The sequence below is a fragment of the Pseudomonas sp. Tul2A7 genome (genome assembly GCF_054790505.1).
Genome location: NZ_CP186499.1, coordinates 3,090,971 through 3,114,000 on the forward strand (window position 1 = coordinate 3,090,971; position 23,030 = coordinate 3,114,000).

Sequence of the window (23,030 nt, forward strand, 5' to 3'; positions counted from 1 at the left end):
GGAGTGTTACCGGCGTTACTGATGCGATTCAGCGGCGCGGCGGGGCTGATTCGAAGGGTTTTTGTCCGACAAAATCCAGCGTACGCAATAAACCAATGTGGGAGCGAGCCTGCTCGCGAAGGCGGCGAATCAGTCAACGCAGTGTTGAAGGAAACATCGCTTTCGCGAGCAGGCTCGCTCCCACTGGGGATTGCAATCAATCTGTCGGGAGGCGTTCCAAGCCGACGAACGGGCAGGCGGCGAGCAGATCGGACAGGCTGCGGCCGTCGGCAAGGTGCAAATCTTGCGGGGCCAGTTCGGCGAGGGGATAGAGCACGAACGCGCGTTCCTGAATCTGGTAATGCGGGACTTTCAGGCGCGGCTCGTCGATCAGGCGATCACCGAACAGCAGAATATCCAGATCCAGCGTACGTGGGCCCCAGCGTTCGAGGCGTTCGCGACCTTGGTCATTCTCGATGGCTTGCAATGCATCGAGCAGTTCCAGTGGGGCGAGCGAGCTGTCGAGCGCCGCGACCGCGTTGGTGTAACGCGGTTGGCCCGGCAGCAACGAGTCGCTTTGATAGAAAGCAGAAACGCCGGCGAGTGTGGTCTGCGGCAATTGCCCCAGCGCCTCGACGGCGCTGCGCAATTGTTCGGCCGGGTCAGCGAGGTTGCTGCCCATGCCGATGTAGATGCGTTCCATGCCTTTACTCGCCTGTCGAAGCGCTCGGTGCGCCGGCGCGTTTTCGCTTGGAACCGCTGCTGCGGCGACGTTTGCGCGGAGCACCGCTGGCGTCATCACCTTTACCGCTGAGGTCGCGGATCATGTCGCGACGTTCACTGTCGTTGGCGTCCTGATAGTCTGTCCACCATTCGCCCAGGCCATCCGTTTCCTCGCCAGCGCTTTCACGCAGTAACAGGAAGTCGTAACCGGCACGGAATCGCGGATTATCCAGCAACAGGTCGGCACGTTTGCCGCTGCGGCGTGGCAGACGCTCCTGCATGTCCCAGATCTCGCGGATCGGCATGGTGAAACGTTTCGGAATCGCGATGCGCTGGCACTGTTCGGCGATCAGTTCGTGGGCGCCTTCCTGCATTGCCGGGATCGGCGGCATGCCGCGCTCTTGCAGGCGCAGCACGCGAGCCGGCAGGGCAGGCCACAGCAGCGCGGCAAACAGGAACGCCGGGGTTACCGGTTTGTTCTGCTTGATGCGCAGGTCGGTGTTGGTCAGCGCTTCGCTGATCAGCGTGTGGGTGTATTCCGGGTTGTGTTCCAGCGCGTCGGCACTGGCCGGGAACAGCGGGGCGAACAGTTGCAGGTCGACCAGCATTTCGAAAGTGATCGCGCCGTGGCCCGAGAGGAACAGTTTCAGCACTTCTTCGAACAGGCGTGCCGACGGGATCTCGCGCAGCATCGGCGCCAGTTCGCGGATCGGCTGCACGGTGTGCTTCTCGATGCCGAAGTTGAGCTTGGCGGCGAAACGCACGGCGCGCAGCATGCGCACCGGGTCTTCCTGATAACGCTGCTTCGGATCGCCGATCAGGCGGATCAGGTGATTGCGAATGTCGTGTACACCGTTGGCGTAATCGAGGATGCGCTCGCTGACCGGATCGTAATACAGGGCGTTGATGGTGAAGTCGCGGCGTTGCGCGTCTTCTTCCAGGGTGCCGTAAACGTTATCGCGCAGAATCCGCCCGCTCTCGTTACGCGAAGACTGGTTGCTGTCTTCGTCGTCTTCGTTGATCGGGTGATTGGCGCGGAAGGTCGCGACTTCAATGATTTCGCGACCGAAATGAATGTGCACCAGTTTGAAGCGGCGACCGATGATCCGCGCATTGCGGAATTCGGCACGGACTTGCTCGGGCGTGGCGCTGGTGGCGACGTCGAAATCCTTGGGCGTGATGCCCAACAGCATGTCACGCACGCAACCGCCGACCAGATAAGCCTGGTAACCGGCACCTTGCAGGCGTTCGACGATATTCACCGCATAGCGGCTGAACTGCGTTTTCTGCAGCGAGTGTTGGCCGCTGTTGAGCACTTCAGGGGTGCTGCGGATGTGTTGCGTACGACGCACGGGAGTTCGGAATGACTGGAACAACTTCTTCAGCATGGGATGCACTGTTTGAAGGAATGTTCGGCCATACCAAAGAATGACCGCATGATGGGCGCAGATTCTAGCATTTAGTCGAGGGATGGTGTAGGACACGGCCGATTTGAGCTGCAAGCCGCAGGCTACAGGCATCGCGCGCGATAAAAACGGGGGATTTTGTAGCGGGGAGAAACTACAAGGGGAGCCGAAGCTCCCCAAGAAGTAGTTGCGTGCTCTTTTTATTATTGATTCGGGCTTTTTGTTTTTGTTGAGTGCCCTCGCCACGAAGTGTTTCCTTCGTGACCCTCCCAATCGGGAGCCAAGAGCAAACGGATTGCTTTGGTCGCTGAATTGCAGTGATCTCTCGATCCAACCAGTACAGGCTCTGTCTTAGGACAGTTTTTGTTGTTCTCGGCCTGGTCGTGGGGCAAGCCCCAAATACAACGCCTCTCCAAAAGAATCAGTTAGCTGCGCCTCTCGCCGTCTTGTTTTTATTGTGCGTGAGTCGATTCGTCTTATTTTTATTGTCTTGTGCATTGCTTGTTATTGTTCTTGTACCAAACATGTAGCAGGGGCCGTGCCAACTTTTGCGAAACCCAATAAAACAAGGGGTTAGGTCGATATAGCCGTTTTGTCGGGGCGAAAAAAAGCCGGGGTTTCGTTACCGATAACCCCGGCTTCTGTTACGTGAATCGACTGAGGTAACAGTTTTTTCACCTCTTCAAGCGTTACCTGCACACTCGACAGGTAACGTTCAGCTCTCGCTGGCGACCCCGGTCTTGCGCCGTGGGATGCCCAGACGCTGACGGCGTTCCCACAGACATTTACGGCTGACGCCCAATTTGCGCGCCAGTTCGGTCTCAGTCATGTGGTCCTGATGCTCGAGGACGAAGTGCTGGAAGTAATCTTCCAGCGACAGGTCTTCGGTTGGCTCATGGCTGCTGTTGCTGGCGTTACCCGGCGTTTGTGGCGGCAGACCGATGAACTCGTCGTCTTCCAGATCGCTGAGTTCAATGTCGATGCCCAGCAGGTCGGCAGAGATTTCCGGGCTTTCGCTCAGAATCACCGCGCGCTCGACTGCGTTCTCCAGCTCTCGCACGTTACCCGGCCAGGAGTAATGCCGGATCGCCTGTTCGGCATCCGCGGCAAATTTCAGGTCGGTACGGTTGATGCGTGCGCTCTGGCGAGCGAGGAAAGCCGTGGCGATTTCGTTGACGTCGGCACCGCGCTCGCGCAGGGCCGGCAGTTTCAGGGCGATCACGTGCAGGCGGTAATAAAGGTCTTCACGGAACTGGCCGATTTTCGCCAGGCTCTTCAGGTCCCGGTGAGTGGCCGCGATCAGGCGCACATCAACTTTCTGTGACTGCACGGAACCAACACGGCGAATTTCACCTTCCTGCAACACACGCAGCAGGCGCGCCTGAGCTTCCAGCGGCAATTCGCCGATTTCGTCGAGGAACAACGTGCCGCCGTCCGCCGCTTCAACCAGACCGGCACGCCCGGCGCTGGCGCCAGTGAACGCGCCTTTCTCGTGGCCGAACAGTTCGGACTCGATCAGGCTTTCCGGAATGGCTGCGCAGTTCACCGAGATCATCGGCGCCTTGGCGCGTTTCGACAGGTTGTGCAGGGCGCGGGCCACCAGTTCTTTACCGGTGCCAGACTCGCCCTGGATCAACACATTGGAATCGGTTGGCGCGACTTTGCGGATCTTGCTGTACAGATCCTGCATCGGTGGGCAGGAACCGATGATGCCAATCTCGCCATTGCTGTTGTCGACGGCAGATTTGCCGCTGCCATTGGTCGGTTTGCTGGCAACCGCTTCGCCGGCCGCCGGTGCCGATTGGCGATCACGCAGGATCCGCGCGACAGCCTGAAGCATTTCATCGTGGTCGAAAGGCTTGGCGATGTAGTCCACCGCGCCCATCTTCATCGAGTCGACCGCCGAGCGCAGGCTGGCGTAACTGGTCATGATCAGCACCGGCGTGCCCTGGCCGAGCTTGATCAGCTCGGTGCCCGGAGCGCCCGGCAAACGCAGATCGCTGACGATCAGATCGAACGTAGGAATGGTGAAGCGTTCTTGTGCTTCCTGCACTGAACCGGCTTCGCTGACCTGGTACTGGTTGCGTTCCAGCAGGCGGCGCAAGGCGGAGCGGATAATTGTTTCGTCTTCGACGATCAAAATGTGCGGCATTGATTCGATACTCTCGACGGTCTCAGTTCACAGCGGACGTCGCTTCGACATGACGCGGTAAGGTCACCCGGATACGGGTGCCGCGTTGGCTTTGTACATCAGCCGGGCTGTCGATGGTGATTTGTCCATAATGCTCTTCAACGATGGAATAGACCAGTGCAAGGCCCAGACCGGTGCCTTCGCCAGGATCCTTGGTGGTGAAGAAGGGTTCGAACAATCTATCCATGATGTTCTTCGGAATACCGCTGCCTTCGTCTTCGACGATCAGATCGACCGTGTGTTCGCCGGCTTCGCTCTTGACCCGTACCGCACTGTGCGGCGGCGAGGCGTCGCGGGCGTTGGAGAGCAGATTGATCAAGACTTGGGCAAGCCGCTGCGGGTCGCCTTCGACCCAGTGATCGGGATCGCACAGGTTGTAGAACTGCACTTCGAAATTGCGTCGGTTCAGGGCCAGCAGGCCAATTGCATCCTGCGCGACTTCAGCCAGACAGACGGGCTCGTCACTGTGCTGATGGCTGCCGGCGTGGGCGAAGCTCATCAGCGACTGGACGATGCGCGAGACGCGTTTGGTCTGTTCGAGAATCTGCCCGCTGATTTCCGTCAGTTCGCCGTCGTCTTCGCGTTCTTCGCGCAGGTTCTGCGCAAGACAAGCGATGCCGGTGATCGGGTTGCCGATTTCGTGGGCTACACCGGCGGCAAGGCGACCAATGCTCGCCAGACGTTCGGAGTGCACCAGTTTGTCTTCGAGCATCTGCGTTTCGGTCAGATCTTCGACCAGCAGAACCAAGCCACTGTTACCCGGTGCCAACGGCTCATCGATCGCCGCTTTGTGCAGGTTCAGCCAGCGCGTCTGGCCGTCGAGGGCCAGATGCTGTTTGTGCAAATGCTCGTCCGGCAGATCGATGAAACCTTGCAGCAGACCTTTCCACGGCTCGCCGATGGTACTCAGGCGCGAACCGACCACACGCTGCGCGGCGATCCCGGTGAGTTCTTCCATGGCCTTGTTCCACATCAGGATCTCTTGATCCTTGGCCAGCGAGCAGACGCCCATCGGCAGTTCCTGCAAGGTCTGGCGGTGGTAACGGCGCAGGGCATCGAGTTCGGCAGCCAGACCTGTGAGGCGCGAGTGGTAATCCTCGAGGCGGCTTTCGATGAAGTGGATGTCTTCGGTGACGTAGTTTTCGCCGCCGGCCTTGTAGGGCAGGAAGGTTTCGACCATGTCCTGCGCCACGCTCGGCCCCATCAGACCGGAGAGGTTGGCTTCGATGCGATCGCGCAAACGGCGCAGGGCATACGGGCGGCGTTCGTCGAATGGCAGATAGAGGTCACGCAGCGCTTGCTCGACTTCCTTCTGCGCAGCCTTGGCACCCAACGGTTTCGCCAGTTGCGTGGCGAATTCCTGCGGCGAGGCGGCGTGCAATTCGCGGCGTTGCGGACGACGCACGTTATCCACAGCACAGGCTTCAGCGGCACTGGCTTCTTCGGGGCTGGCATTGGTGAACAGCGAGATCAGGGTGAACATCAAGACGTTGGCCGCCAGCGAGGCGATGGCCGCCATGTGCCAACTGGTGTCGTCGAGCACATAAATCATGTTCAGCAACGGGATGTAGAAACCCTGCAGATTGCCGACCAACGGCAGCAGCATGGTCACCACCCAGACCAGGATTCCCGCCAGCAAACCGGCAATAAAGCCGCGCCGGTTAGCGGTCGGCCAGTACAGCACCGAGAGCACACCCGGCAGGAATTGCAGCGTCGCGACAAAGGCAACAATGCCGAGGTTGGCCAGATCCTGTCCGGCACCGAGCATCAGATAGAAGCAAAACCCGGCCATGATGATCGCGACGATCAGCGCCCGGCGGGTCCATTTCAACCAGCGATAGATGTTGCCTTCAGCCGGTGGTTGATAAAGCGGCAGCACCAAGTGGTTCAACGCCATGCCCGAAAGGGCGAGCGTGGTGACGATGATCAGACCGCTGGCCGCCGACAGTCCTCCGACGTAGGCAAGCAATGCCAGCGGTTTGCTGTTGGCTGCAATGCCGATGCCCAGGGTGAAATATTCCGGGTCGGTGGTGGCGCCGAGCTTCAGGCCTGCCCACAGGATCAACGGTACCGCCAGGCTCATCAACAGCAGAAACAACGGCAGGCCCCAGCTCGCACTCACCAATGAACGGGGGTTGAGGTTTTCAGTAAAGGTCATGTGATACATGTGCGGCATCACGATCGCCGAGGCGAAGAACACCAGCAGCAGCGTGCGCCACGGGCCTTCCTGCAAGGGCGTATGCAACGCCGCGAGGGCGGTCTGGTTTTGCAGCAGCCACAGTTCCAGCTGTTGCGGGCCGTCGAACACGCCGTACAGCGCATACAGGCCGACGCCGCCAAGGGCAATGAGTTTGATCACCGACTCAAAGGCAATCGCGAACACCAGCCCTTCATGTTTTTCGCGGGTGGCGATATGGCGGGAACCAAAGAAGATCGTAAACAGGATGATCAGTGCGCAGAACGCCAGCGCCACGCGGCTCTGAATCGGTTCGCCGGTGAGGATGCCGATGGAGTCGGCCACCGCTTGAATCTGCAGCGCCAGCAACGGCAGCACACCGATCAGCATGAAAATCGTGGTCAGCGCGCCGGCCCAGGTGCTGCGAAAGCGGAACGCAAACAAGTCTGCCAGGGATGACAGTTGGTAGGTGCGGGTGATTTTCAGAATCGGATACAGCAACACCGGCGCCAGCAGAAACGCGCCAGACACGCCGAGATAACTGGAAAGAAAGCCGTAGCCATACTGATAGGCCAGACCCACCGTGCCGTAAAACGCCCAGGCACTGGCGTAAACACCCAGCGACAGTGTGTAGGTCAGCGGGTGGCGAATGATCGCGCGCGGGATCATGCCCCGTTCGCTGATCCAGGCAACGCCGAACAGCACCGCCAGGTACGCGGCGCTGACCAGGATCATCTGGGTCAGGCTAAAGCTCATCGGCATCTTTTTGGCTCTGCAGGATGAAGGTTACGACAATCAGGATCAGCCAGAGCAGATAGGGGCGATACCAGGCGCCCGTAGCGTCGATCCACCAATCCATGATGGCGGGGGAAAACAGGTAGATCCCCACGACTAAAAGCAGGACCAAGCGATAGATGTACATCCCGGCCTCTCTTTTTTATGCGCGTGCCCGAAAACGTGCGGCGATGGTAACGGATGGGCGCGCGACTGCAAGTGCCGTCACAGCAGTTGCGCCTCGGGCAGAGTCAGTGTGCGCGGGATCTGTGTGGCATCCCAGTGCGCGCTGCCCCACCTGAGTAATTCTTGCGGCGAAGCGTGGGCCAGTTCGGCGCCGGGGTTTTGCCCCAAGGCGCGCAGGGCTCGCAGTAACAATGGCGTGGCTTGATCCGCTTCAAGAGGCGGCGAACGGTAGGACTTGCCGAGCTTGTTGCCATCCGGTTGGGTAATCAGCGGCAGGTGCAGGTAACGCGGTTGGCGCAGGCCGAGCAGTTCTTGCAGGTACAACTGACGTGGCGTCGAGTCGAGCAGGTCGGCACCGCGGACGATGTCGGTGATGCCTTGCCAGGCATCGTCGAGCACCACGGCCAATTGGTAGGCGTAGAGACCGTCGCGGCGACGGATCACGAAGTCACCGACGTCGCGACCCAGATGCTGGCGGTATTCGCCCTGTACGCGGTCGATGAAGTGATATTCCAGTTCGGGTACGCGCAGGCGGATCGCCGCGTCCTGTTGATCGTGGCCGGCATTGCGGCACAGGCCAGGATAAATCCCGTTATACGGCTCCAGTTGTTTGCGCGAGCAAGTGCAGGCATAGGCCAGACCGTGATTGAACAGGCTGTCGAGCACTTCGGCGTAAGCAGCGTGCCGATCGCTCTGCCGCACCATGTCGCCGTCCCATTCGAAGCCGTAACTTTCCAGCGCCTTGAGGATCGCCGCTTGTGCGCCAGGCTCTTCGCGGGGCGGGTCGAGATCTTCCATGCGCACCAGCCAGCGACCGCCGACCGAACGGGCGTCGAGGTAGGAGGCGAGGGCAGCGACCAGCGAACCGAAGTGCAGGTGGCCACTCGGGGTTGGGGCGAAGCGACCGATGTAGGCGGGGGGTGTGTTGGCAGTCATGGAAACGAAACTACTTTTCAGGCTATATGCAGGTCAACTTGTAGGAGTGAGCCTGCTCGCGATAACGGTGTGACATTCAACACCGATATTGACTGACCCACCGCTATCGCGAGCAGGCTCACTCCTACAAAAGGCAAAAGGCAAACGTCAGAAACAAAAACGGAGCGTTCACACGCTCCGTTTTTCGTTCAGGTCGGAATTACTTGCCGACCTGCTTTTCCTTGATTTCCGCCAGGGTCTTGCAGTCGATGCACAGATCCGCAGTAGGACGGGCTTCGAGGCGCTTGACGCCGATCTCGATGCCGCAGGACTCGCACCAGCCGTATTCTTCGTCCTGAATCAGCTCCAGCGTCTTGTCGATCTTCTTGATCAACTTGCGCTCGCGGTCGCGGGCGCGCAGCTCGAGGGCGAATTCTTCTTCCTGACTGGCACGATCGGCCGGGTCAGGGAAGTTGGCCGCTTCGTCCTTCATATGATCAACAGTACGGTCGACTTCCTGCATCAAGTCCTGTTTCCACTTGTTCAGGATCTTGGTGAAGTGCGCGCGCATCGGAGCGCCCATGTACTCTTCACCGGCTTTCGGAACGTAAGGTTCGAAACCGCTGATCGTCGTTTGCTGCTGTTGCTTTGCTTGGGTGGGCATGAAATGGACCGCCTCTACTCTTGTAATCCATTGCGCAGGATTGCTCCATCACCGACACCTGCCGGCCCTGCGGCTGCAAGCGGGCGAACTTACCAGATCAAATCGGCCTGCGCTACTCCCGGATGTCGAGGCCCCGGCGGGTGGCGCTTGCAAATGTTTGGCAAGCCGTGTCTGGTGGTGTTGAAGACCTGTTCAATCACTGATTTTAGTCAATCCTGGAGCGTACGCTCATATCGTTACAGTCCAGCGTTCTTGAGGCTGTGACCGCTGCGGGTTCTCGCTCGTTCCGGCAGATAGGTAGAATCGTCTCTTTTTCCCTGCCGAAGGAAAACCAATGGCTCAGCCCTACAGTGCGCGCAGTCGTGCGATCGAACCGTTCCATGTGATGGCGCTGCTGGCGCGGGCCAATGAATTGCAGGCTGAAGGCCACGACGTGATCCATCTGGAGATCGGCGAGCCAGACTTCACTACCGCTGAACCGATCATTCGTGCCGGGCAGGCGGCGCTGACGGCGGGCAAGACCCGTTACACCGCTGCCCGTGGGATTGCGGAACTGCGCGAGGCAATTTCCGGGTTTTATCAATCGCGTTATGGCTTGAACATTGATCCGCGACGGATTTTGATCACGCCGGGCGGTTCCGGTGCGCTGTTGCTGGCCAGTGCGTTGCTGGTCGATCCGGGTAAACACTGGTTGTTGGCGGATCCGGGTTACCCGTGCAACCGGCACTTCCTGCGTTTGGTGGAAGGCGCGGCGCAGCTGGTGCCGGTGGGTCCGGACGTGCGTTATCAACTGACTCCTGATCTGGTCGAGCGGCATTGGGATCACGACAGCGTCGGCGCACTGGTCGCTTCGCCAGCCAACCCGACCGGCACGATCCTGACTCGCGATGAGCTGGCCGGGTTATCCACAGCCATCAAGGCGAAACATGGGCATCTGGTGGTGGATGAGATCTATCACGGTCTGACCTACGGCACCGATGCCGCCAGCGTTCTGGAAGTCGATGACAACGCTTTTGTGTTGAACAGTTTCTCCAAGTATTTCGGCATGACCGGGTGGCGCCTGGGTTGGCTGGTGGCACCGGATGCGGCGGTCAGCGAGTTGGAGAAGCTGGCGCAGAACCTCTACATCAGCGCGCCAAGCATGGCGCAGTACGCGGCGTTGGCCTGCTTCGAGCCGGACACCCTCTTGATTCTTGAAGAGCGCCGTGCCGAATTTGGCCGTCGTCGTGATTTCCTTTTGCCGGCGTTACGCGAATTGGGTTTCAACATCGCCGTGGAGCCTGAGGGCGCGTTCTATTTGTACGCTGATATCAGCCAGTTCGGCGGCGATGCCTTCGCGTTCTGCCGACATTTCCTCGAAACCGAGCACGTTGCCTTCACGCCGGGTCTGGACTTCGGTCGTTATCAGGCCAGTCACCATGTGCGTTTTGCCTACACGCAAAACCTCCCTCGCTTACAGGAAGCGGTGGAGCGAATCGCCCGTGGCTTGAAGAGTTGGCAAGGCTGATGCGCTTTTATCCCCCTCTGGAAGAGGCGCGACTGATCCGTCGTTACAAGCGTTTTCTCGCCGATATCGAAACCGTTGGCGGCGAGTTGCTGACCATTCACTGCCCGAACACCGGTTCGATGCTCAATTGCCAGGTCGAGGGCGGACAGGTCTGGTTCAGCCGCTCCAATGACCCGAAACGCAAATTACCGGGCACTTGGGAAATCGGTGAAACCCCGCAGGGCCGCTTGTTTTGCGTGAATACCGCCCGGGCCAACGGTTTGGTTGAGGAGGCGTTGCAGGCTGGCGTTATCACTGAGTTGAACGGCTTTACCGCGTTGAAGCGCGAAGTGGCCTACGGGCAGGAAAAAAGCCGCATCGATTTTCGCCTCGAATACCCAAGCGGCCCGGCGTATGTGGAAGTGAAAAGCGTCACCCTGGGCTTCGACGGCACAGCGGTGGCAGCGTTTCCCGATGCCGTGACTCAGCGTGGTGCCAAGCATCTGCGGGAGTTGGCACATCTGGCGCGGGACGGGATCCGGGCGGTGCAGTTGTATTGCGTCAATCTGAGCGGAATTGAAGCGGTGAGACCGGCCGAGGAGATCGACTCGGCCTACGCCGAGGCGCTGCGTGAAGCGGTGGCGTGTGGTGTTGAAGTGCTGGCTTACGGCGTTCGCTTGAACCATGAAGAGATGGTCATCGACCGGCGTCTCGACGTGCTGCTCAACGGTTAAACATCGATCCACAAGCCTTGCGCGTCTTCCCGGCACGCAATGGCGCTGAGTGATTGCCCGGCGCAAGGCCCGGCGACGCATTCACCGTCCTCGATCAGAAACAGTGCGCCGTGGGTGGCGCACTGGATCAGGCTGTTGCTTGGGTCGAGAAATTGGTCGGGATGCCATTCAAGACCAACGCCCCGGTGCGGGCAGCGATTGAGATAAACGTACGCTTGCCCATTGCGGCGCACGGCGAACAGCTTGTTCCCGTTGACTTCAAAGCCACGGCTGGCCGCTTCGGCGAGTTCAGTGCCCGTGCAGAGAAACTTCATGGCTATCCTCTAATGTCCGCTCGTGTCCGGATATGTCCGAGCTTGACGTTTAAATGCAAACAATTATCAAATGGCGGCCTTCGTCCGCAGGGCGGCTGGCAGGGGCGAGGATACTTGGCCTGTCATCCGGATGCCCGGGAAAAACGTCTTTCAAGGAAGCTGTGTATGCGCCTGAGTACTCGCGTTGTTGTGCTGTGTGCCGGACTGTTCGTCAGCTATCAGTCTGCAGCGGCCGATTTGCCGCAACGTTGGGTCAGCGCCGGCGGTGCGCTGTCGGAATGGGTCAGTGCGTTGGGCGGCGAGTCGAAGCTGGTCGGCGTTGATACCACCAGCCAGCATCCGGAGTCGTTGAAGGCGCTGCCGAGCATTGGTTATCAGCGCAGCCTTTCCGCTGAGGGCATTCTCAGTCTGCGCCCGGACATTCTTATCGGTACCGAAGAAATGGGCCCGCCGCCGGTGCTGTCACAGGTCAAGGCCGCCAAGGTTCAGGTGGAGTTGTTCTCGGCTCAGCCGGATCTGCCGACACTGGAGAAAAACGTCACCCATCTGGGCCAGTTGCTCGGCACAGAAGCCCGGGCAAAGCAGCTACTGCAAAGTTATCAACAGCAACTCGATGCGCAGAACGTGCGGGTTGCAGATGCGCAGTCCAAACAAAAAGCGCCGGGCGTTCTGTTGTTGCTCGGGCATGCCGGTGGCAAACCATTGATCGCCGGCAAGGACACCGCTGCCGACTGGCTGCTGCAACAGGCGGGCGGGCATAACCTGGCGACGCATACCGGTTACAAACCGTTTTCCGTGGAATCCCTCGCCAGCCTCGATCCTGAAGTGTTGGTATTCGCCGACCGTGCATTGACCGGAGACGCGGCGAAAGCGGCGCTGTTCAAGGAAAACCCGATTCTCAATTCAAGTCGCGCGGCCAAGGCCGGCCGAGTGCTGGAACTGGACCCGACCCTGTTGGTTGGTGGTCTTGGGCCACGCTTGCCGGCAGCGCTGAAAACCCTCTCCGACGGTTTCTACCCGGCCAAGAGCGGCCAATGACCACATTGGTAAAACCCCGTGGTTTGTTCATTGGCCTGACGCTTCTATGTCTGTTGGCGATCTGGCTGTCACTGGCGCTGGGGCCGGTGAGCCTGCCGCTGTTCGATACGTTGCGCGCAGCGTTGCGCATGCTCGGCGTGCCGCTGGCGCCGGACGGTCTGGAGCAGGCTGAGCTGATCCTCGGGCAGATTCGTCTGCCGCGAACCTTGCTCGGGTTGGCGGTTGGCGGTGTGCTGGCGCTGTCCGGTGTGGCGATGCAGGGTTTGTTCCGTAATCCGCTGGCGGATCCAGGACTGGTGGGGGTTTCCAGCGGTGCAGCGCTGGGTGCGGCGATTGCGATTGTCGGTGGCTCGTTTTTTGGTGGCTTGCCGGAGTGGTTCGGGCCGTATCTGCTGTCACTCTGCGCGTTTCTCGGCGGCCTCGGGGTGACGGCGCTGGTTTATCGCCTCGGTCGCCGTAACGGTCAGACCAATGTGGCGACCATGTTGCTTGCTGGTATTGCCCTGACCGCACTGGCCGGTTCGGCGGTCGGCCTGTTCACTTATCTGGCGGATGACGCGACCCTGCGCACGCTGACGTTCTGGAACCTCGGCAGTCTCAACGGCGCCAGTTACTCGCGGCTGTGGCCATTGCTGATCATCAGCGCCGGCGTGGCGTTGTGGTTGCCACGTCGCGCCAAAGCGCTGAATGCCTTGCTGCTCGGGGAATCCGAGGCTGGGCATTTGGGCATTGATGTCGAGCGGCTCAAGCGTGAACTGGTGTTCTGCACGGCGCTGGGTGTTGGCGCAGCGGTGGCAGCCGCGGGCATGATCGGTTTTGTCGGGCTGGTGGTGCCGCATCTGGTGCGGTTGCTGGCGGGGCCGGATCACAAAGTGCTGCTGCCGGCATCGGTGCTGGCCGGGGCGAGTCTGTTATTACTGGCTGATCTGGTCGCGCGGTTGGCACTGGCGCCGGCGGAGTTGCCGATCGGTATTGTTACCGCGTTTATCGGTGCGCCGTTCTTCCTTTATCTGCTGCTGCGAGGACGCGCCTGATGTTGCGTGCGCAAAATTTGCACATCCAGCGTGGGCGCAAGGCAGTGCTCAGCGATGTAACGCTGCAACTTGAACCGGGTGAAGTGCTCGCTGTGCTTGGGCCGAACGGCGCTGGCAAAAGTACCTTGCTGGGCGCCTTGTGCGGTGAGTTGGCGGCGAGTGCGGGCGAGGTTTCGCTCGACGGGCAGGCATTGAGTCAATGGACTGGCCCGCAGCGTGCGCAACGATTGGCGGTGTTGCCACAAGTGTCGACCCTGGATTTCGCCTTTCGCGTTGAAGAAGTGGTCGGCATGGGCCGCTTGCCTTATCAAAGCGGTCGGGTGCGTGACGACGAAATCATCGCGGCGGCTTTGGCGGCGGCGGATGCCGGACACTTGAGCGGGCGCAGTTATCTGGCGCTGTCCGGTGGCGAGCGTCAGCGCGTGCACCTGGCGCGGGTGTTGGCGCAACTCTGGCCGGGACAGGCCGGGCAAACGTTGCTGCTGGATGAACCGACGTCGATGCTTGATCCGCTGCATCAACACACCACGCTGCAGGCTGTGCGCGAGTTTGCCGATCGTGGCGCGGCGGTGTTGGTGATCCTGCATGATCTGAATCTGGCGGCGCGTTATTGTGATCGCATTCTGCTGCTGGAAGGCGGGCGGCCGGTGGTGTTGGATACACCGCAGCAGGTTTTGCGTCCGGACACGCTCCAGGCTGTGTTCGGTCTCGAAGTGCTGGTGCAGCCGCACCCGGAGCGCGGGCATCCGTTGATCATCGCCCGCTGACTGGATCATTGAGGTGGTGTCATGCGTGGGTCGTGGCTGTTGGCGGTGGTGTTACTTGCGGGGTGTCAGCATGTTGCGGCGCCACCGCCGATCAGTGGCGAGATTCGCGACATGCGCAGCGGTCAGGTGCTGACGGCACAGCAGTTGCTGACGCGTCTTGTCGAGTCTGAACGGCTGATTATCGGTGAACAGCATGACAACGCCGATCATCACGCCGCGCAGTTGTGGCTGTTGCGCTCGCTCGGTGAACAGCGGCCGCAGGGCAGTCTGCTACTGGAAATGCTCACGCCGGATCAGCAGCCTCGCGTTGATCAAGTGCGCCAGGCCGCAACGCCGCCCGCGGACTTCCCTGCCGCATTGGCCTGGGAGGACGGCTGGGAGTGGAATCTTTATGGACCCATTGTCCGCTTCGCGCTGACTCAGCCGTATCCACTGCTGGCGGCGAATCTGGATAGCGCTGAAATCCGCACCTTCTATCGCGATCCGCCCGTGCTTAACGGGGAGCGCAGCAATACAGCATCCGTGAAAGCTGTTTTGCTAGAACAGATCAGCGACTCCCATTGTGGCCTGCTGCCTGAATCACAGATGCCGGCGATGCTCGCCGTTCAGCAACAGCGTGATCGGCGGATGGCCGAACGCTTGTTAGCTGCACCGAAACCTGCTCTGTTGCTGGCCGGTGCGTGGCATGCGCGCAAGGATGTTGGCGTGCCGCTGCATGTTGTGGATTTGGGCGCCACTGAGTCACCGACAGTGCTGATGCTGGCAGAGCAGGGCGCCGAAGTGACCGCAACAATGGCCGATTACGTTTGGTACACGTCCGTCACGCCAAAACAGGATTACTGCGAGCAGATGCGCAAACAGTTGGGCAAATGACTTTTCCACAGGCAAAAAAAGACCCGGTAAAAACCGGGTCAAATAACCGTGATTAGCCTGATGAGGAGATAATCTGAGAGTCCGAACCAAGGGCTTTTCAGAATATCGACTGATCTCGCGACCAGTTGTGATAATCATAGCGATTCTCATTACGGCGTCAACAACTGTTTTCTCATTTCTTTGAATTAGACTTGGAAATGGCCGCAATGGCCCGAAAACAAAGGGCTTGGCCTTAGCTTTTGTTTGCGCTCAATTGGGTGACTTGCTTGTTCAGTTGGCCGATTCGTCGCGCCATGCTCTCGATCAGGCTGTGTGCAATCTTTGGATTGGTGCGGGTCATGCTCAAGAATTGCTCACCGGGAATCAGCATCACCGTACTTGGCTCCCGGGCAATGACCGTGGCATTGCGCAGCTCGCCGGTAAACACGGCCATGGCCCCGAAAATCTCGTCCTTGGCCACGTCTCCCACCTTAAGTCCGTCCACAAACGCCTCGGCATGCCCATCGATGATCACAAACACATGGTCAGCAGCGTCACCCTGGTTGATCAGTGTTTCCCCCGCCTCAACCCGTTTAAAACCGTTGGTACTGCGAAACTCTCGCGGCTTCAGTTCCGCGACAGCATGGGCAAGGATCGCCATTTGCCCCAGCAGATACTCGAGAAACTGTTCTGCCCGACGAGAGTCAGCAAATAAATGCTGGAAGACTTCCGGACGTCGATAGGGCGTCAAACGTAACGTGCCCTCACTGCATAAGCGGCAATCCGCCCAGTCGTCTCCCTGCTGAAGGCCGATCACATCGCCCTCCTGCCAATAAAACAGTGGCCGGGTTCCGATGCAGCCATTGATCACACCGTCATTGAGCAGAAACAACTGATCGGCGGGTAACTGCGTCATCAGATCGTCCGTCGCTTCAAGTTGCAGAACCGGCCCGCAAGGCAACAGATCGCGCAGCCACAGCGCGGGCAAGCTCTGCAAACGGTTGATCAAGGCATCGACGTGAGCCGATTGTTCCCCCAGTAAATACATAACGGTCTATGCCCGTTCAATTCTTGTGGCGCGAGGAGATGGCTTCAAGCTGTTTGTTCAGGGCGTCCTTGCGTTCGGCGGGGATGTCGTTCCAGTGCACATCCATCAGCGCGCCTTCGATCGCATACAACAACACCTTCGATGCGCGAAACCCGCGGGTACGCACGGCCCGGTAGGCGTCCACCGCGCCCAGGCGACGCAAGTCCGAGGCGCTGTGGATGCCCACGGCATGCAGCCACTGCGCCGACGTCTTGCCAAGATTTTTCAGGTGTTGCAGTTCATCATTCATCAAGCCTCCTTGCGACGGCCGAATGGTGCGTGGGCGAGCTTCTCAGGAGTGTAGCCATCAGTAGGAAAAGCGTGGTTGTTTGGTCGGATTCAACGCAAACGCTTCTAAGAAAGGGGCTGCGAACGCAGAAAGGAGGGGAAACACACATATCAATGTAGGAGTGAGCCTGCTCGCGATAGCGGACTGCCAGGCACACATGTGTTGAATGTTAAACCGCTATCGCGAGCAGGCTCACTCCTACAGGGGCAGGCGCGAGATGGTTATATCAGCGAGTGCGATAACGCAACCGCGTACCGAAATTCATCGACATCAGAATCTCGTCGGCACTCAGCTCCGGTGGGAAGTACGCCCCGGAAATTTGCGCGTGAGCCAGGCTTGCACCTTCCAGCGATGCGTTACGGAAATCGATGCCGCGCAAATCGGCAGAACGGAAATACGCGTCCCGGAAATCCACGCCATCGGCATTCAGTTCACGCAGATCGAGGCCACGAAAATCGCCACCGACCATATCGATCGGGCCGTCCTGTGGACGCTCCTTGTTGAAGCCTGTGATGTCGTCTTTGTGCAGCAAGGCATATAGCGGGGTGTCGAGAAGTTTCGGCTGGCTCATGTCATATCACCGTTGGTTTTATGACGCCAGTATAGTGCCACTATTTGGCGGCCGTGAAGCAAGCGAGGGCTTCACGGCCGAAATAGTTTCTTACAGGCCCGGCAAGCGCTGACGGATCTGCGCGACCACGGTGTCCAGGGTGCCGGACTCATTGGTCTGTACGCGTTTGCTGCGCAGGATTTCTTCCGGCGTCAGCGCTTCGCGATTGGCCTGCTGCGCTTCGATCACGGCCAGGGTGGCGTCGGACGGATCCTTCTGGTCGGCCTGACGGATCGCCAACCAGCTCTCGATCACCGCTTGCGGCGCGTTGCAGTCGAGGATCAGGAACGGCGTGCCGGTGGCTTCGGCGATCTTCGCCGCGTTGTCGCGCTGTTCACGCTTGAGATAAGTGGCATCGATCACCACCGGGAACCCGGCATGCAGGATTACTTCCGCGATCTCATGCAGACGCGCATAAGTGGCGGCGCTGGCGTCGGCGCTGTAAATGCCGGCCTGCACATCATTGGCAACAGTCTGCTCACCGAACAGACGCTTGCGTTCTACGTCCGAACGCAGACGAATCGCGCCCAGCGCTTCGACCAGGCGCATGGCCACGTGGCTCTTGCCGACAGCGGAAACACCATGGGTGATCGCCATGAAGCGCGATGGAATGGTGCTGTAGCTTTCGGCCAGGTTGGCGTAGTTGCGGTACTGGCGCAGGGTGGTGGCGCGCTGCACCGGCGTCGCGTCCGCCGGCATGCTGAACAGCGCAACCTTGGCGCGCACCAGTGCGCGGTAGGCTTTATAGAAGTTCAGCACTTCCAGGCCCTGATAGTCGCCGGTCAGTTCCAGGTATTGGCTGATGAAGCGGCGGGCCAGGGATTTCAGGCCACGGTCTTCCAGGTCCATCGCGAGGAAACCGGTATCGGCCCAGACGTCGGTGAAGCGGAACGGTTCGTTGAACTCGATGCAGTCGAAGATCACCACTTTGCCGTCGATGACCGTGGCGTTGCCCAAGTGGATATCACCGTGGCATTCACGGGTGAAACCCTCGGTCTTGCGTTGCGCGAACAGTGGCTTGAGACGCTCGAAGCTGCTTTCGGCCCAGGCTTTCAGTGCCTCGAGTTGCAGCAGATCGTTTTTGTCGCTGAGGAACGGCAGGATCTGCTCGAAGTTTTGCGAGACCGGCGCCATCACACTGTCCGGGGTGCCGGCATCGTGTTCGGCAGGGACTTTTGGCGCGGTGAGGTGAAAGTGAGCGATCTGCTGCGCCATCTCGTCGATGTGCTGGGTGGTCAGCTCGCCGTTGGCTTGCAGGGTGCTGAGCAAACCGGTCTGCGGAAACTGGCGCATTTTCAGCACATATTCAATGGCCGGGCCGTCGCCGCCCAGTTGCGGTGCTTCGACGCTACCGGTCACTGGCAACACTTCCAGGTACAAATCGTCGGTCAGACGCTGGTTCAGACGCAGCTCTTCAGCGCAGAAATGTGCGCGCGAGTCGAGACCGGTGAAGTCGAGAAAGCCGAAGTTGACCGGTTTTTTCACTTTATAAGCGAAGGGACCGGTGAGGATCACCCACGAGATATGGGTTTCGATGACCTGGAACCCTTCAACGGGGTGCGGGTAGAGGGCCGGGTTTTGCAGGGCAGCGATCAGTGACTGGCTCACGGGCGATCCTTCAGAGACTGGGGGAAATTCGAGGTCGCCATTATGGCCGCTCGCCAGCCTGACGCAAACCTCGGAGCGCTCCTGTTGAGTATGAATAAAGTGCGTATAATCCGCCGCCATGACTCGAACTCGATCTCCCCGTACCAAGAAAAAACCACCCTCCAAGGGCCTTAGCCCATGGTTGAGCTGGGCCATTAAACTCAGTCTGGTCGGCCTTGTGGTGCTGGCCGGCTTCGCCGTTTACCTCGATGCCGTGGTGCAGGAGAAGTTCTCCGGCAAGCGCTGGACCATCCCGGCCAAGGTTTACGCGCGGCCGCTCGAGCTGTTCGTCGGACAAAAGCTCAGCAAGGACGATTTCCTCACCGAACTCGACGCCCTTGGCTATCGCCGCGAAGCCGTGAGCAATGGCCCCGGCGCCGCAGCCGTCAGCGGCAATACGGTCGATCTGAATACCCGCGGCTTCCAGTTCTATGAAGGCCTGGAGAAACCGCAGCCGGTGCGCGTGCGTTTCTCCGGCGATTATGTGGCCGAGCTGTCGGCGACCAACGGTTCGAAATTGTCTGTGGTGCGTCTTGAACCGCTGATGATTGGCGGCATTTATCCGAAAAATCTCGAAGACCGCATTCTGATCAAGCTCGATCAGGTGCCGCCGTATCTGCTCGAAACCCTGATCGCTGTTGAAGACCGCGACTTTTATAGCCACTGGGGCGTGTCGCCGAAGTCGATTGCCCGCGCTGTCTGGGTCAACACCTCGGGCGGCAAGATGACGCAGGGCGGCAGTACGCTGACCCAGCAGTTGGTGAAAAACTTCTACCTGACCAATGAACGCAGCCTGACCCGCAAGCTCACCGAAGCGATGATGGCGATGTTGCTGGAACTGCATTACGACAAGAAGGAAATCCTTGAGGCCTACCTCAACGAAGTCTTTGTCGGACAGGACGGTCAGCGTGCGGTCCACGGTTTTGGTCTGGCCAGTCAGTTCTTCTTCGGTCAGCCGTTGTCCGAGCTGAAACTGCACCAGGTGGCGATGCTGGTCGGTATGGTCAAAGGCCCGTCCTACTACAACCCGCGTCGCAACCCGGAGCGTGCGCTGGAGCGGCGTAATCTGGTGCTCGACGTGCTTGAGCAGCAAGGCGTGGCGACGGCCGAACAGGTCGAAGCAGCGAAGAAAATGCCATTGGGTGTGACCACGCGCGGCAAACTGGCCGACAGCTCGTTCCCGGGCTTTATCGATCTGGTCAAACGCCAGTTGCGTGAAGACTACCGCGACGAAGACTTGACCGAAGAAGGCTTGCGCATCTTCACCAGTTTCGATCCGATTCTGCAGATGAAGGCCGAGGCCTCGGTCAACGACACCTTTAAACGTCTGTCCGGGCGCAAAGGCTCCGATGATGTGGAAGCGGCGATGGTCGTGACCAATCCGGAAACCGGCGAAGTCCAGGCCATGATCGGCAGCCGTCAGGCCAGTTATGCCGGTTTCAACCGTGCGCTGGATGCGGTGCGGCCGATCGGTTCGTTGATCAAGCCTGCGGTTTATTTGACTGCGCTGGAAAAGCCGAGCCAGTACACACTGACCAGTTGGCTGTCCGACGATCCGTTGTCGGTCAAAGGCGCGAACGGTCAGGTGTGGAAACCGCAGAATTATGATCGCCGCTCCCACGGTACCGTGTTCCTCTATCAAGGTCTGGCGCATTCCTACAACCTGTCGACCTCGCGACTGGGTCTGGAAGTCGGTGTGCCGAATGTGCTCAAGACCTTGGGTCGTCTGGGGGTGACGCGTGAATTCCCTGCATTCCCGTCGATGCTGCTCGGTGCCGGTGGGATGACGCCGATTGAAGTAGCGACCATGTACCAGACGCTGGCCAACGGTGGTTTCAACACGCCGATGCGTGGCATTCGCAGCGTGCTGACCGCTGAGGGCGAACCGCTCAAGCGTTATCCTTTCCAGATCGAACAGCGTTTCGATCCGGCGTCCATCTATCTGATCCAGAACGCCATGCAGCGCGTGATGCGTGAAGGTACCGGCAGCTCGGTTTATAACGTGCTGCCCAAGACTCTGACGCTGGCGGGCAAGACCGGTACCAGTAACGATTCCCGTGACAGCTGGTTCGCCGGTTTCAGTCAGGATTTGCTGGCGGTGGTCTGGCTGGGTCGCGATGACAACGGCAAGACGCCGTTCACCGGTGCCACCGGTGCGTTGCAGGTCTGGACCAGTTTCATGCGCAAGGCCGATCCGCTGCCGCTGGACATGCCGCAGCCGGATAACGTCGTGCAGGCGTGGGTCGATTCGCGTACCGGGCAAGGCTCCGATGCCAACTGCCCAGGGGCGGTGCAGATGCCGTATATTCGCGGCAGCGAACCGCCACCCGGCGCTGCCTGTGCAAGCGAAACGCCTGCTTCCGGCGAGTCGGTGATGGATTGGGTCAAGGGCTGGATGAATTAAGCAAAGAGGATTTCAAGTGAACAAGTGGTTGATTCCAGCAGTGACCGCCGTGGCTTTGCTCAGCGGCTGCTCTACCGTACAGCGTGGTTCGATCCCGGTGGTTGATTCCGGTACTGCGGTGTCCAACAGCGAGCGTATTTCGGCCAATGGCGGTTTCCGTCAAACGACGGTCAAGCGTCCTGCGCAGGGCCAGACTCAGGCGATCCCGCAAGGTGATACTGGCGTGGTGGTGATGGTACCGGGTGGCGGCGCGACGACTTCTGCGCCGATCAGCTCCTCGCCAATCGTGCCGGGTCCGGCGTCCGGTGGCATCACGCCGGGGCCGTACAACCCTTCAGCAGTTGAATCGGCGCCGATTAATTCGGGCACTTACAACATGCCTTCGACACCGAGCGGAATTCCTTCGGCCAGCAGCAGCGGTGGCTTGTCGGCGGATGAGCAACTGGACGGTCCGGTGCTTGCCTTGCTGACGACGGCTCAACAGCAGCAGGCCGGTGGCGACCTCAACGGCGCATCGTCGAGTCTGGAGCGCGCCCAGCGTGTGGCGCCGCGTGAGCCGCAAGTGCTTTATCGCCTGGCGCAGGTGCGCATGGCTCAAGGCGATGCGCCGCAAGCCGAGCAGTTCGCCCGTCGTGCACTGACCATGGCCAACGGTCGTCCGGATCTGCAGGCCAGCTTGTGGGAAATTATTGCCCAGTCCCGTGAGAAACAAGGCGATTCCGCCGGCGCCGCTCAGGCCCGGCAGAAGGCCAAGGTTTCGCTGTGATGGATGCTCGTTTCCCGAAGATCGCCGATCAGTTGTTGCTGATCGAGCGTGAACTGCGCACCCAAGGCTGGTGGGATGAGGTGCAGCCGTCGGCCGAAGCCCTGAGCAGTGTCGAGCCGTTTTCAGTCGATACGCTCGACTTCGAGCAATGGCTGCAATGGATCTTCCTGCCACGCATGAAAATGATCCTCGAACAGGATCTGCCGTTGCCGAATGCCTCGGGTATTCAGGAAATGGCTGAAATGGTCTTTGCCCAGCGCAACGTGGGCGGCAAGGATCGTCAGCTTCAGGTGCTGCTCAAAGAGTTTGATCTGCTGATCACTGCCTCGCGCTAGTACCGATTCTGTGTAGGAGCTGCCGAAGGCTGCGATCTTTTGATCTTTAAAGTCAAAAGAGCGCAGCCTCGTTTCACTCGACAGCTCCTACAGTCCTGCAGATGCCTATTGGCAATTCTCGGCTATCTGTTTCTGAGCCTCGACGATGCGCTCCTGCCGCTGCGCATCATCCAGCCTTCGCAACTGTCCCTCGACCTCTTCCCTCAATCGCGGATTGTTCTGCAACTGCGCCAGGTTCGTCCGTGCCTGTTCGCAAAACTGTTTGAGCTGCGCCTGTTGATCCGCAACCTGCTTCTTCACCTTGTCGTCGATAGCCTTCTGATCACCGAGCGCGCCACTGCCCGGCATTACCGCAGGTTTCGCCGGGGGCGAGGACGGCGTCTGCAAGGTTGTCGACGGCTGGCCCGGTGGCGGCTGCGCATCGAAGTGCGTGACACCTTGGGCATCGACCCATTTGTAGATTTGAGCGGCCATGCACCATGGGCTGAGGCCGATCAGCAGAGTGAGGAGGAGCGTTCGCATGCTGATTCCTTGGCAAAAATGCGCAATTGACACTAACAGAGTAGCGGTTTTCAGGTTTTTTCTTGCGTTCTCATGTGCTTACCCACAATTAACCACACAGACGACTTGACTTGGAGAGGGCGAAACAGAAG

Annotated in this window: 22 protein-coding genes; 9 read left to right on the top strand and 13 right to left on the bottom strand. The window is 59.5% G+C overall.

Features of this window, described 5'->3' with window-relative positions; translation table 11 throughout:
* Nucleotides 1–196: 196 nt before the first annotated feature.
* From folK to dksA, 7 genes are all read right to left on the bottom strand, one after another.
* Complete coding sequence (gene folK / locus ACOYXJ_RS13975) at nt 197–682, bottom strand: 2-amino-4-hydroxy-6-hydroxymethyldihydropteridine diphosphokinase (protein WP_460369989.1); 486 nt, start codon at nt 680–682, stop codon at nt 197–199.
* A 4-nt stretch (nt 683–686) separates the two neighbouring features.
* Nucleotides 687–2,090: a polynucleotide adenylyltransferase PcnB gene (locus tag ACOYXJ_RS13980; protein WP_016983493.1), complete on the bottom strand. Its 1,404-nt coding sequence runs from the start codon at nt 2,088–2,090 to the stop codon at nt 687–689.
* Nucleotides 2,091–2,823: 733 nt separating this feature from the next.
* A complete protein-coding gene (locus ACOYXJ_RS13985; protein ID WP_460369991.1) occupies nt 2,824–4,260 on the bottom strand; it encodes a sigma-54-dependent transcriptional regulator in 1,437 nt (478 codons plus the stop codon).
* A gap of 22 nt (nt 4,261–4,282) precedes the next feature.
* Nucleotides 4,283–7,237 carry a sensor histidine kinase gene (locus ACOYXJ_RS13990; RefSeq protein ID WP_176470109.1) on the bottom strand — a complete coding sequence of 985 codons (2,955 nt, stop codon included), beginning with the start codon at nt 7,235–7,237 and terminating at the stop codon, nt 4,283–4,285.
* Complete coding sequence (locus ACOYXJ_RS13995; RefSeq protein WP_003176118.1) at nt 7,221–7,397, bottom strand: hypothetical protein; 177 nt, start codon at nt 7,395–7,397, stop codon at nt 7,221–7,223. The genes ACOYXJ_RS13990 and ACOYXJ_RS13995 overlap by 17 nt, the downstream gene beginning before the upstream one ends.
* Before the next feature lie 77 nt (nt 7,398–7,474).
* On the bottom strand, nt 7,475–8,371 hold the full coding sequence (gene gluQRS, locus ACOYXJ_RS14000) for a tRNA glutamyl-Q(34) synthetase GluQRS (RefSeq protein ID WP_460369993.1): 897 nt from the start codon (nt 8,369–8,371) through the stop codon (nt 7,475–7,477).
* Between the two features lie 199 nt (nt 8,372–8,570).
* A complete protein-coding gene (gene dksA / locus ACOYXJ_RS14005) occupies nt 8,571–9,014 on the bottom strand; it encodes an RNA polymerase-binding protein DksA (protein ID WP_064118688.1) in 444 nt (147 codons plus the stop codon).
* 334 nt (nt 9,015–9,348) lie between these two features.
* Between dksA and ACOYXJ_RS14010 the strand changes: the two genes are divergently transcribed.
* Together ACOYXJ_RS14010 and sfsA are read left to right on the top strand one after the other, a co-directional pair.
* Entirely contained in the window at nt 9,349–10,521 is a 1,173-nt protein-coding gene (locus tag ACOYXJ_RS14010) for a pyridoxal phosphate-dependent aminotransferase (protein WP_150794047.1), read from the top strand.
* A complete protein-coding gene (gene sfsA, locus ACOYXJ_RS14015; RefSeq protein WP_150794048.1) occupies nt 10,521–11,234 on the top strand; it encodes a DNA/RNA nuclease SfsA in 714 nt (237 codons plus the stop codon). The genes ACOYXJ_RS14010 and sfsA overlap by 1 nt, the downstream gene beginning before the upstream one ends.
* Here sfsA and ACOYXJ_RS14020 read toward each other — a convergent pair.
* Nucleotides 11,231–11,548: a Rieske (2Fe-2S) protein gene (locus ACOYXJ_RS14020; protein ID WP_150794049.1), complete on the bottom strand. Its 318-nt coding sequence runs from the start codon at nt 11,546–11,548 to the stop codon at nt 11,231–11,233. The genes sfsA and ACOYXJ_RS14020 overlap by 4 nt on opposite strands.
* 165 nt (nt 11,549–11,713) lie before the next feature.
* Between ACOYXJ_RS14020 and ACOYXJ_RS14025 the strand changes: the two genes are divergently transcribed.
* From ACOYXJ_RS14025 to ACOYXJ_RS14040, 4 genes are read left to right on the top strand one after another with little or no spacing between them, the layout of a single operon-like run.
* Nucleotides 11,714–12,586 carry a heme/hemin ABC transporter substrate-binding protein gene (locus ACOYXJ_RS14025; RefSeq protein WP_460369996.1) on the top strand — a complete coding sequence of 291 codons (873 nt, stop codon included), beginning with the start codon at nt 11,714–11,716 and terminating at the stop codon, nt 12,584–12,586.
* Nucleotides 12,587–12,636: 50 nt separating this feature from the next.
* A complete protein-coding gene (locus ACOYXJ_RS14030; RefSeq protein ID WP_191622656.1) occupies nt 12,637–13,620 on the top strand; it encodes a FecCD family ABC transporter permease in 984 nt (327 codons plus the stop codon).
* Nucleotides 13,620–14,387: a heme ABC transporter ATP-binding protein gene (locus tag ACOYXJ_RS14035; protein ID WP_460380902.1), complete on the top strand. Its 768-nt coding sequence runs from the start codon at nt 13,620–13,622 to the stop codon at nt 14,385–14,387. The genes ACOYXJ_RS14030 and ACOYXJ_RS14035 overlap by 1 nt, the downstream gene beginning before the upstream one ends.
* A 21-nt stretch (nt 14,388–14,408) precedes the next feature.
* A complete protein-coding gene (locus ACOYXJ_RS14040) occupies nt 14,409–15,260 on the top strand; it encodes a ChaN family lipoprotein (protein WP_460369998.1) in 852 nt (283 codons plus the stop codon).
* A gap of 232 nt (nt 15,261–15,492) precedes the next feature.
* Here the strand turns inward: ACOYXJ_RS14040 and ACOYXJ_RS14045 are convergent, their stop codons facing one another.
* The 4 genes from ACOYXJ_RS14045 to ACOYXJ_RS14060 all read right to left on the bottom strand — a co-directional run bounded on the left by ACOYXJ_RS14045 (nt 15,493) and on the right by ACOYXJ_RS14060 (nt 18,833).
* On the bottom strand, nt 15,493–16,287 hold the full coding sequence (locus tag ACOYXJ_RS14045; RefSeq protein WP_150794054.1) for a Crp/Fnr family transcriptional regulator: 795 nt from the start codon (nt 16,285–16,287) through the stop codon (nt 15,493–15,495).
* Between the two features lie 16 nt (nt 16,288–16,303).
* Nucleotides 16,304–16,576, bottom strand: coding sequence for a TfoX/Sxy family protein (locus ACOYXJ_RS14050; RefSeq protein WP_003228231.1), 273 nt, complete (start codon nt 16,574–16,576; stop codon nt 16,304–16,306).
* A gap of 265 nt (nt 16,577–16,841) precedes the next feature.
* Complete coding sequence (locus ACOYXJ_RS14055) at nt 16,842–17,186, bottom strand: pentapeptide repeat-containing protein (protein WP_007909940.1); 345 nt, start codon at nt 17,184–17,186, stop codon at nt 16,842–16,844.
* 90 nt (nt 17,187–17,276) lie between these two features.
* Complete coding sequence (locus ACOYXJ_RS14060) at nt 17,277–18,833, bottom strand: bifunctional aminoglycoside phosphotransferase/ATP-binding protein (protein ID WP_460370001.1); 1,557 nt, start codon at nt 18,831–18,833, stop codon at nt 17,277–17,279.
* A gap of 118 nt (nt 18,834–18,951) precedes the next feature.
* Here ACOYXJ_RS14060 and mrcB point away from each other — a divergent pair, with 118 nt between their 5' ends.
* Genes mrcB through ACOYXJ_RS14075 form a run of 3 tightly spaced genes read left to right on the top strand, consistent with a single transcriptional unit; the run spans nt 18,952 to nt 22,377 of the window.
* The gene (mrcB, locus tag ACOYXJ_RS14065; protein ID WP_150794056.1) at nt 18,952–21,276 is read left to right on the top strand and encodes a penicillin-binding protein 1B; all 2,325 of its coding nucleotides are present in this window, start codon (nt 18,952–18,954) and stop codon (nt 21,274–21,276) included.
* Between the two features lie 16 nt (nt 21,277–21,292).
* Nucleotides 21,293–22,042 (top strand): tetratricopeptide repeat protein, encoded by a 750-nt coding sequence (locus tag ACOYXJ_RS14070; protein ID WP_460370003.1) that lies wholly within the window; start codon nt 21,293–21,295, stop codon nt 22,040–22,042.
* On the top strand, nt 22,042–22,377 hold the full coding sequence (locus ACOYXJ_RS14075) for a YqcC family protein (protein ID WP_137216727.1): 336 nt from the start codon (nt 22,042–22,044) through the stop codon (nt 22,375–22,377). Before ACOYXJ_RS14070 ends, ACOYXJ_RS14075 begins: the two co-directional genes overlap by 1 nt.
* Nucleotides 22,378–22,482: 105 nt before the next feature.
* On the opposite strand, the gene ACOYXJ_RS14080 is transcribed toward ACOYXJ_RS14075, so the two are convergent.
* Nucleotides 22,483–22,899 (bottom strand): DUF4124 domain-containing protein, encoded by a 417-nt coding sequence (locus tag ACOYXJ_RS14080; RefSeq protein WP_460370006.1) that lies wholly within the window; start codon nt 22,897–22,899, stop codon nt 22,483–22,485.
* Between the last annotated feature and the right edge of the window lie 131 nt (nt 22,900–23,030).

Excerpts from the sequence above, each read along its gene's own strand:
- mrcB (WP_150794056.1), top strand. The coding sequence starts at position 18,952 with ATGACTCGAACTCGATCTCCCCGTACCAAGAAAAAACCACCCTCCAAG.
- ACOYXJ_RS14025 (WP_460369996.1), top strand. The coding sequence starts at position 11,714 with ATGCGCCTGAGTACTCGCGTTGTTGTGCTGTGTGCCGGACTGTTCGTC.
- ACOYXJ_RS14045 (WP_150794054.1), bottom strand. The coding sequence starts at position 16,287 with ATGTATTTACTGGGGGAACAATCGGCTCACGTCGATGCCTTGATCAAC.
- ACOYXJ_RS13980 (WP_016983493.1), bottom strand. The coding sequence starts at position 2,090 with ATGCTGAAGAAGTTGTTCCAGTCATTCCGAACTCCCGTGCGTCGTACG.
- ACOYXJ_RS14055 (WP_007909940.1), bottom strand. The coding sequence starts at position 17,186 with ATGAGCCAGCCGAAACTTCTCGACACCCCGCTATATGCCTTGCTGCAC.
- ACOYXJ_RS14035 (WP_460380902.1), top strand. The coding sequence starts at position 13,620 with ATGTTGCGTGCGCAAAATTTGCACATCCAGCGTGGGCGCAAGGCAGTG.
- dksA (WP_064118688.1), bottom strand. The coding sequence starts at position 9,014 with ATGCCCACCCAAGCAAAGCAACAGCAGCAAACGACGATCAGCGGTTTC.
- gluQRS (WP_460369993.1), bottom strand. The coding sequence starts at position 8,371 with ATGACTGCCAACACACCCCCCGCCTACATCGGTCGCTTCGCCCCAACC.
- ACOYXJ_RS14020 (WP_150794049.1), bottom strand. The coding sequence starts at position 11,548 with ATGAAGTTTCTCTGCACGGGCACTGAACTCGCCGAAGCGGCCAGCCGT.
- ACOYXJ_RS14010 (WP_150794047.1), top strand. The coding sequence starts at position 9,349 with ATGGCTCAGCCCTACAGTGCGCGCAGTCGTGCGATCGAACCGTTCCAT.
- ACOYXJ_RS13995 (WP_003176118.1), bottom strand. The coding sequence starts at position 7,397 with ATGTACATCTATCGCTTGGTCCTGCTTTTAGTCGTGGGGATCTACCTG.
- ACOYXJ_RS13985 (WP_460369991.1), bottom strand. The coding sequence starts at position 4,260 with ATGCCGCACATTTTGATCGTCGAAGACGAAACAATTATCCGCTCCGCC.
- folK (WP_460369989.1), bottom strand. The coding sequence starts at position 682 with ATGGAACGCATCTACATCGGCATGGGCAGCAACCTCGCTGACCCGGCC.
- ACOYXJ_RS13990 (WP_176470109.1), bottom strand. The coding sequence starts at position 7,237 with ATGCCGATGAGCTTTAGCCTGACCCAGATGATCCTGGTCAGCGCCGCG.
- ACOYXJ_RS14050 (WP_003228231.1), bottom strand. The coding sequence starts at position 16,576 with ATGAATGATGAACTGCAACACCTGAAAAATCTTGGCAAGACGTCGGCG.
- ACOYXJ_RS14080 (WP_460370006.1), bottom strand. The coding sequence starts at position 22,899 with ATGCGAACGCTCCTCCTCACTCTGCTGATCGGCCTCAGCCCATGGTGC.
- ACOYXJ_RS14040 (WP_460369998.1), top strand. The coding sequence starts at position 14,409 with ATGCGTGGGTCGTGGCTGTTGGCGGTGGTGTTACTTGCGGGGTGTCAG.
- ACOYXJ_RS14075 (WP_137216727.1), top strand. The coding sequence starts at position 22,042 with ATGGATGCTCGTTTCCCGAAGATCGCCGATCAGTTGTTGCTGATCGAG.
- sfsA (WP_150794048.1), top strand. The coding sequence starts at position 10,521 with ATGCGCTTTTATCCCCCTCTGGAAGAGGCGCGACTGATCCGTCGTTAC.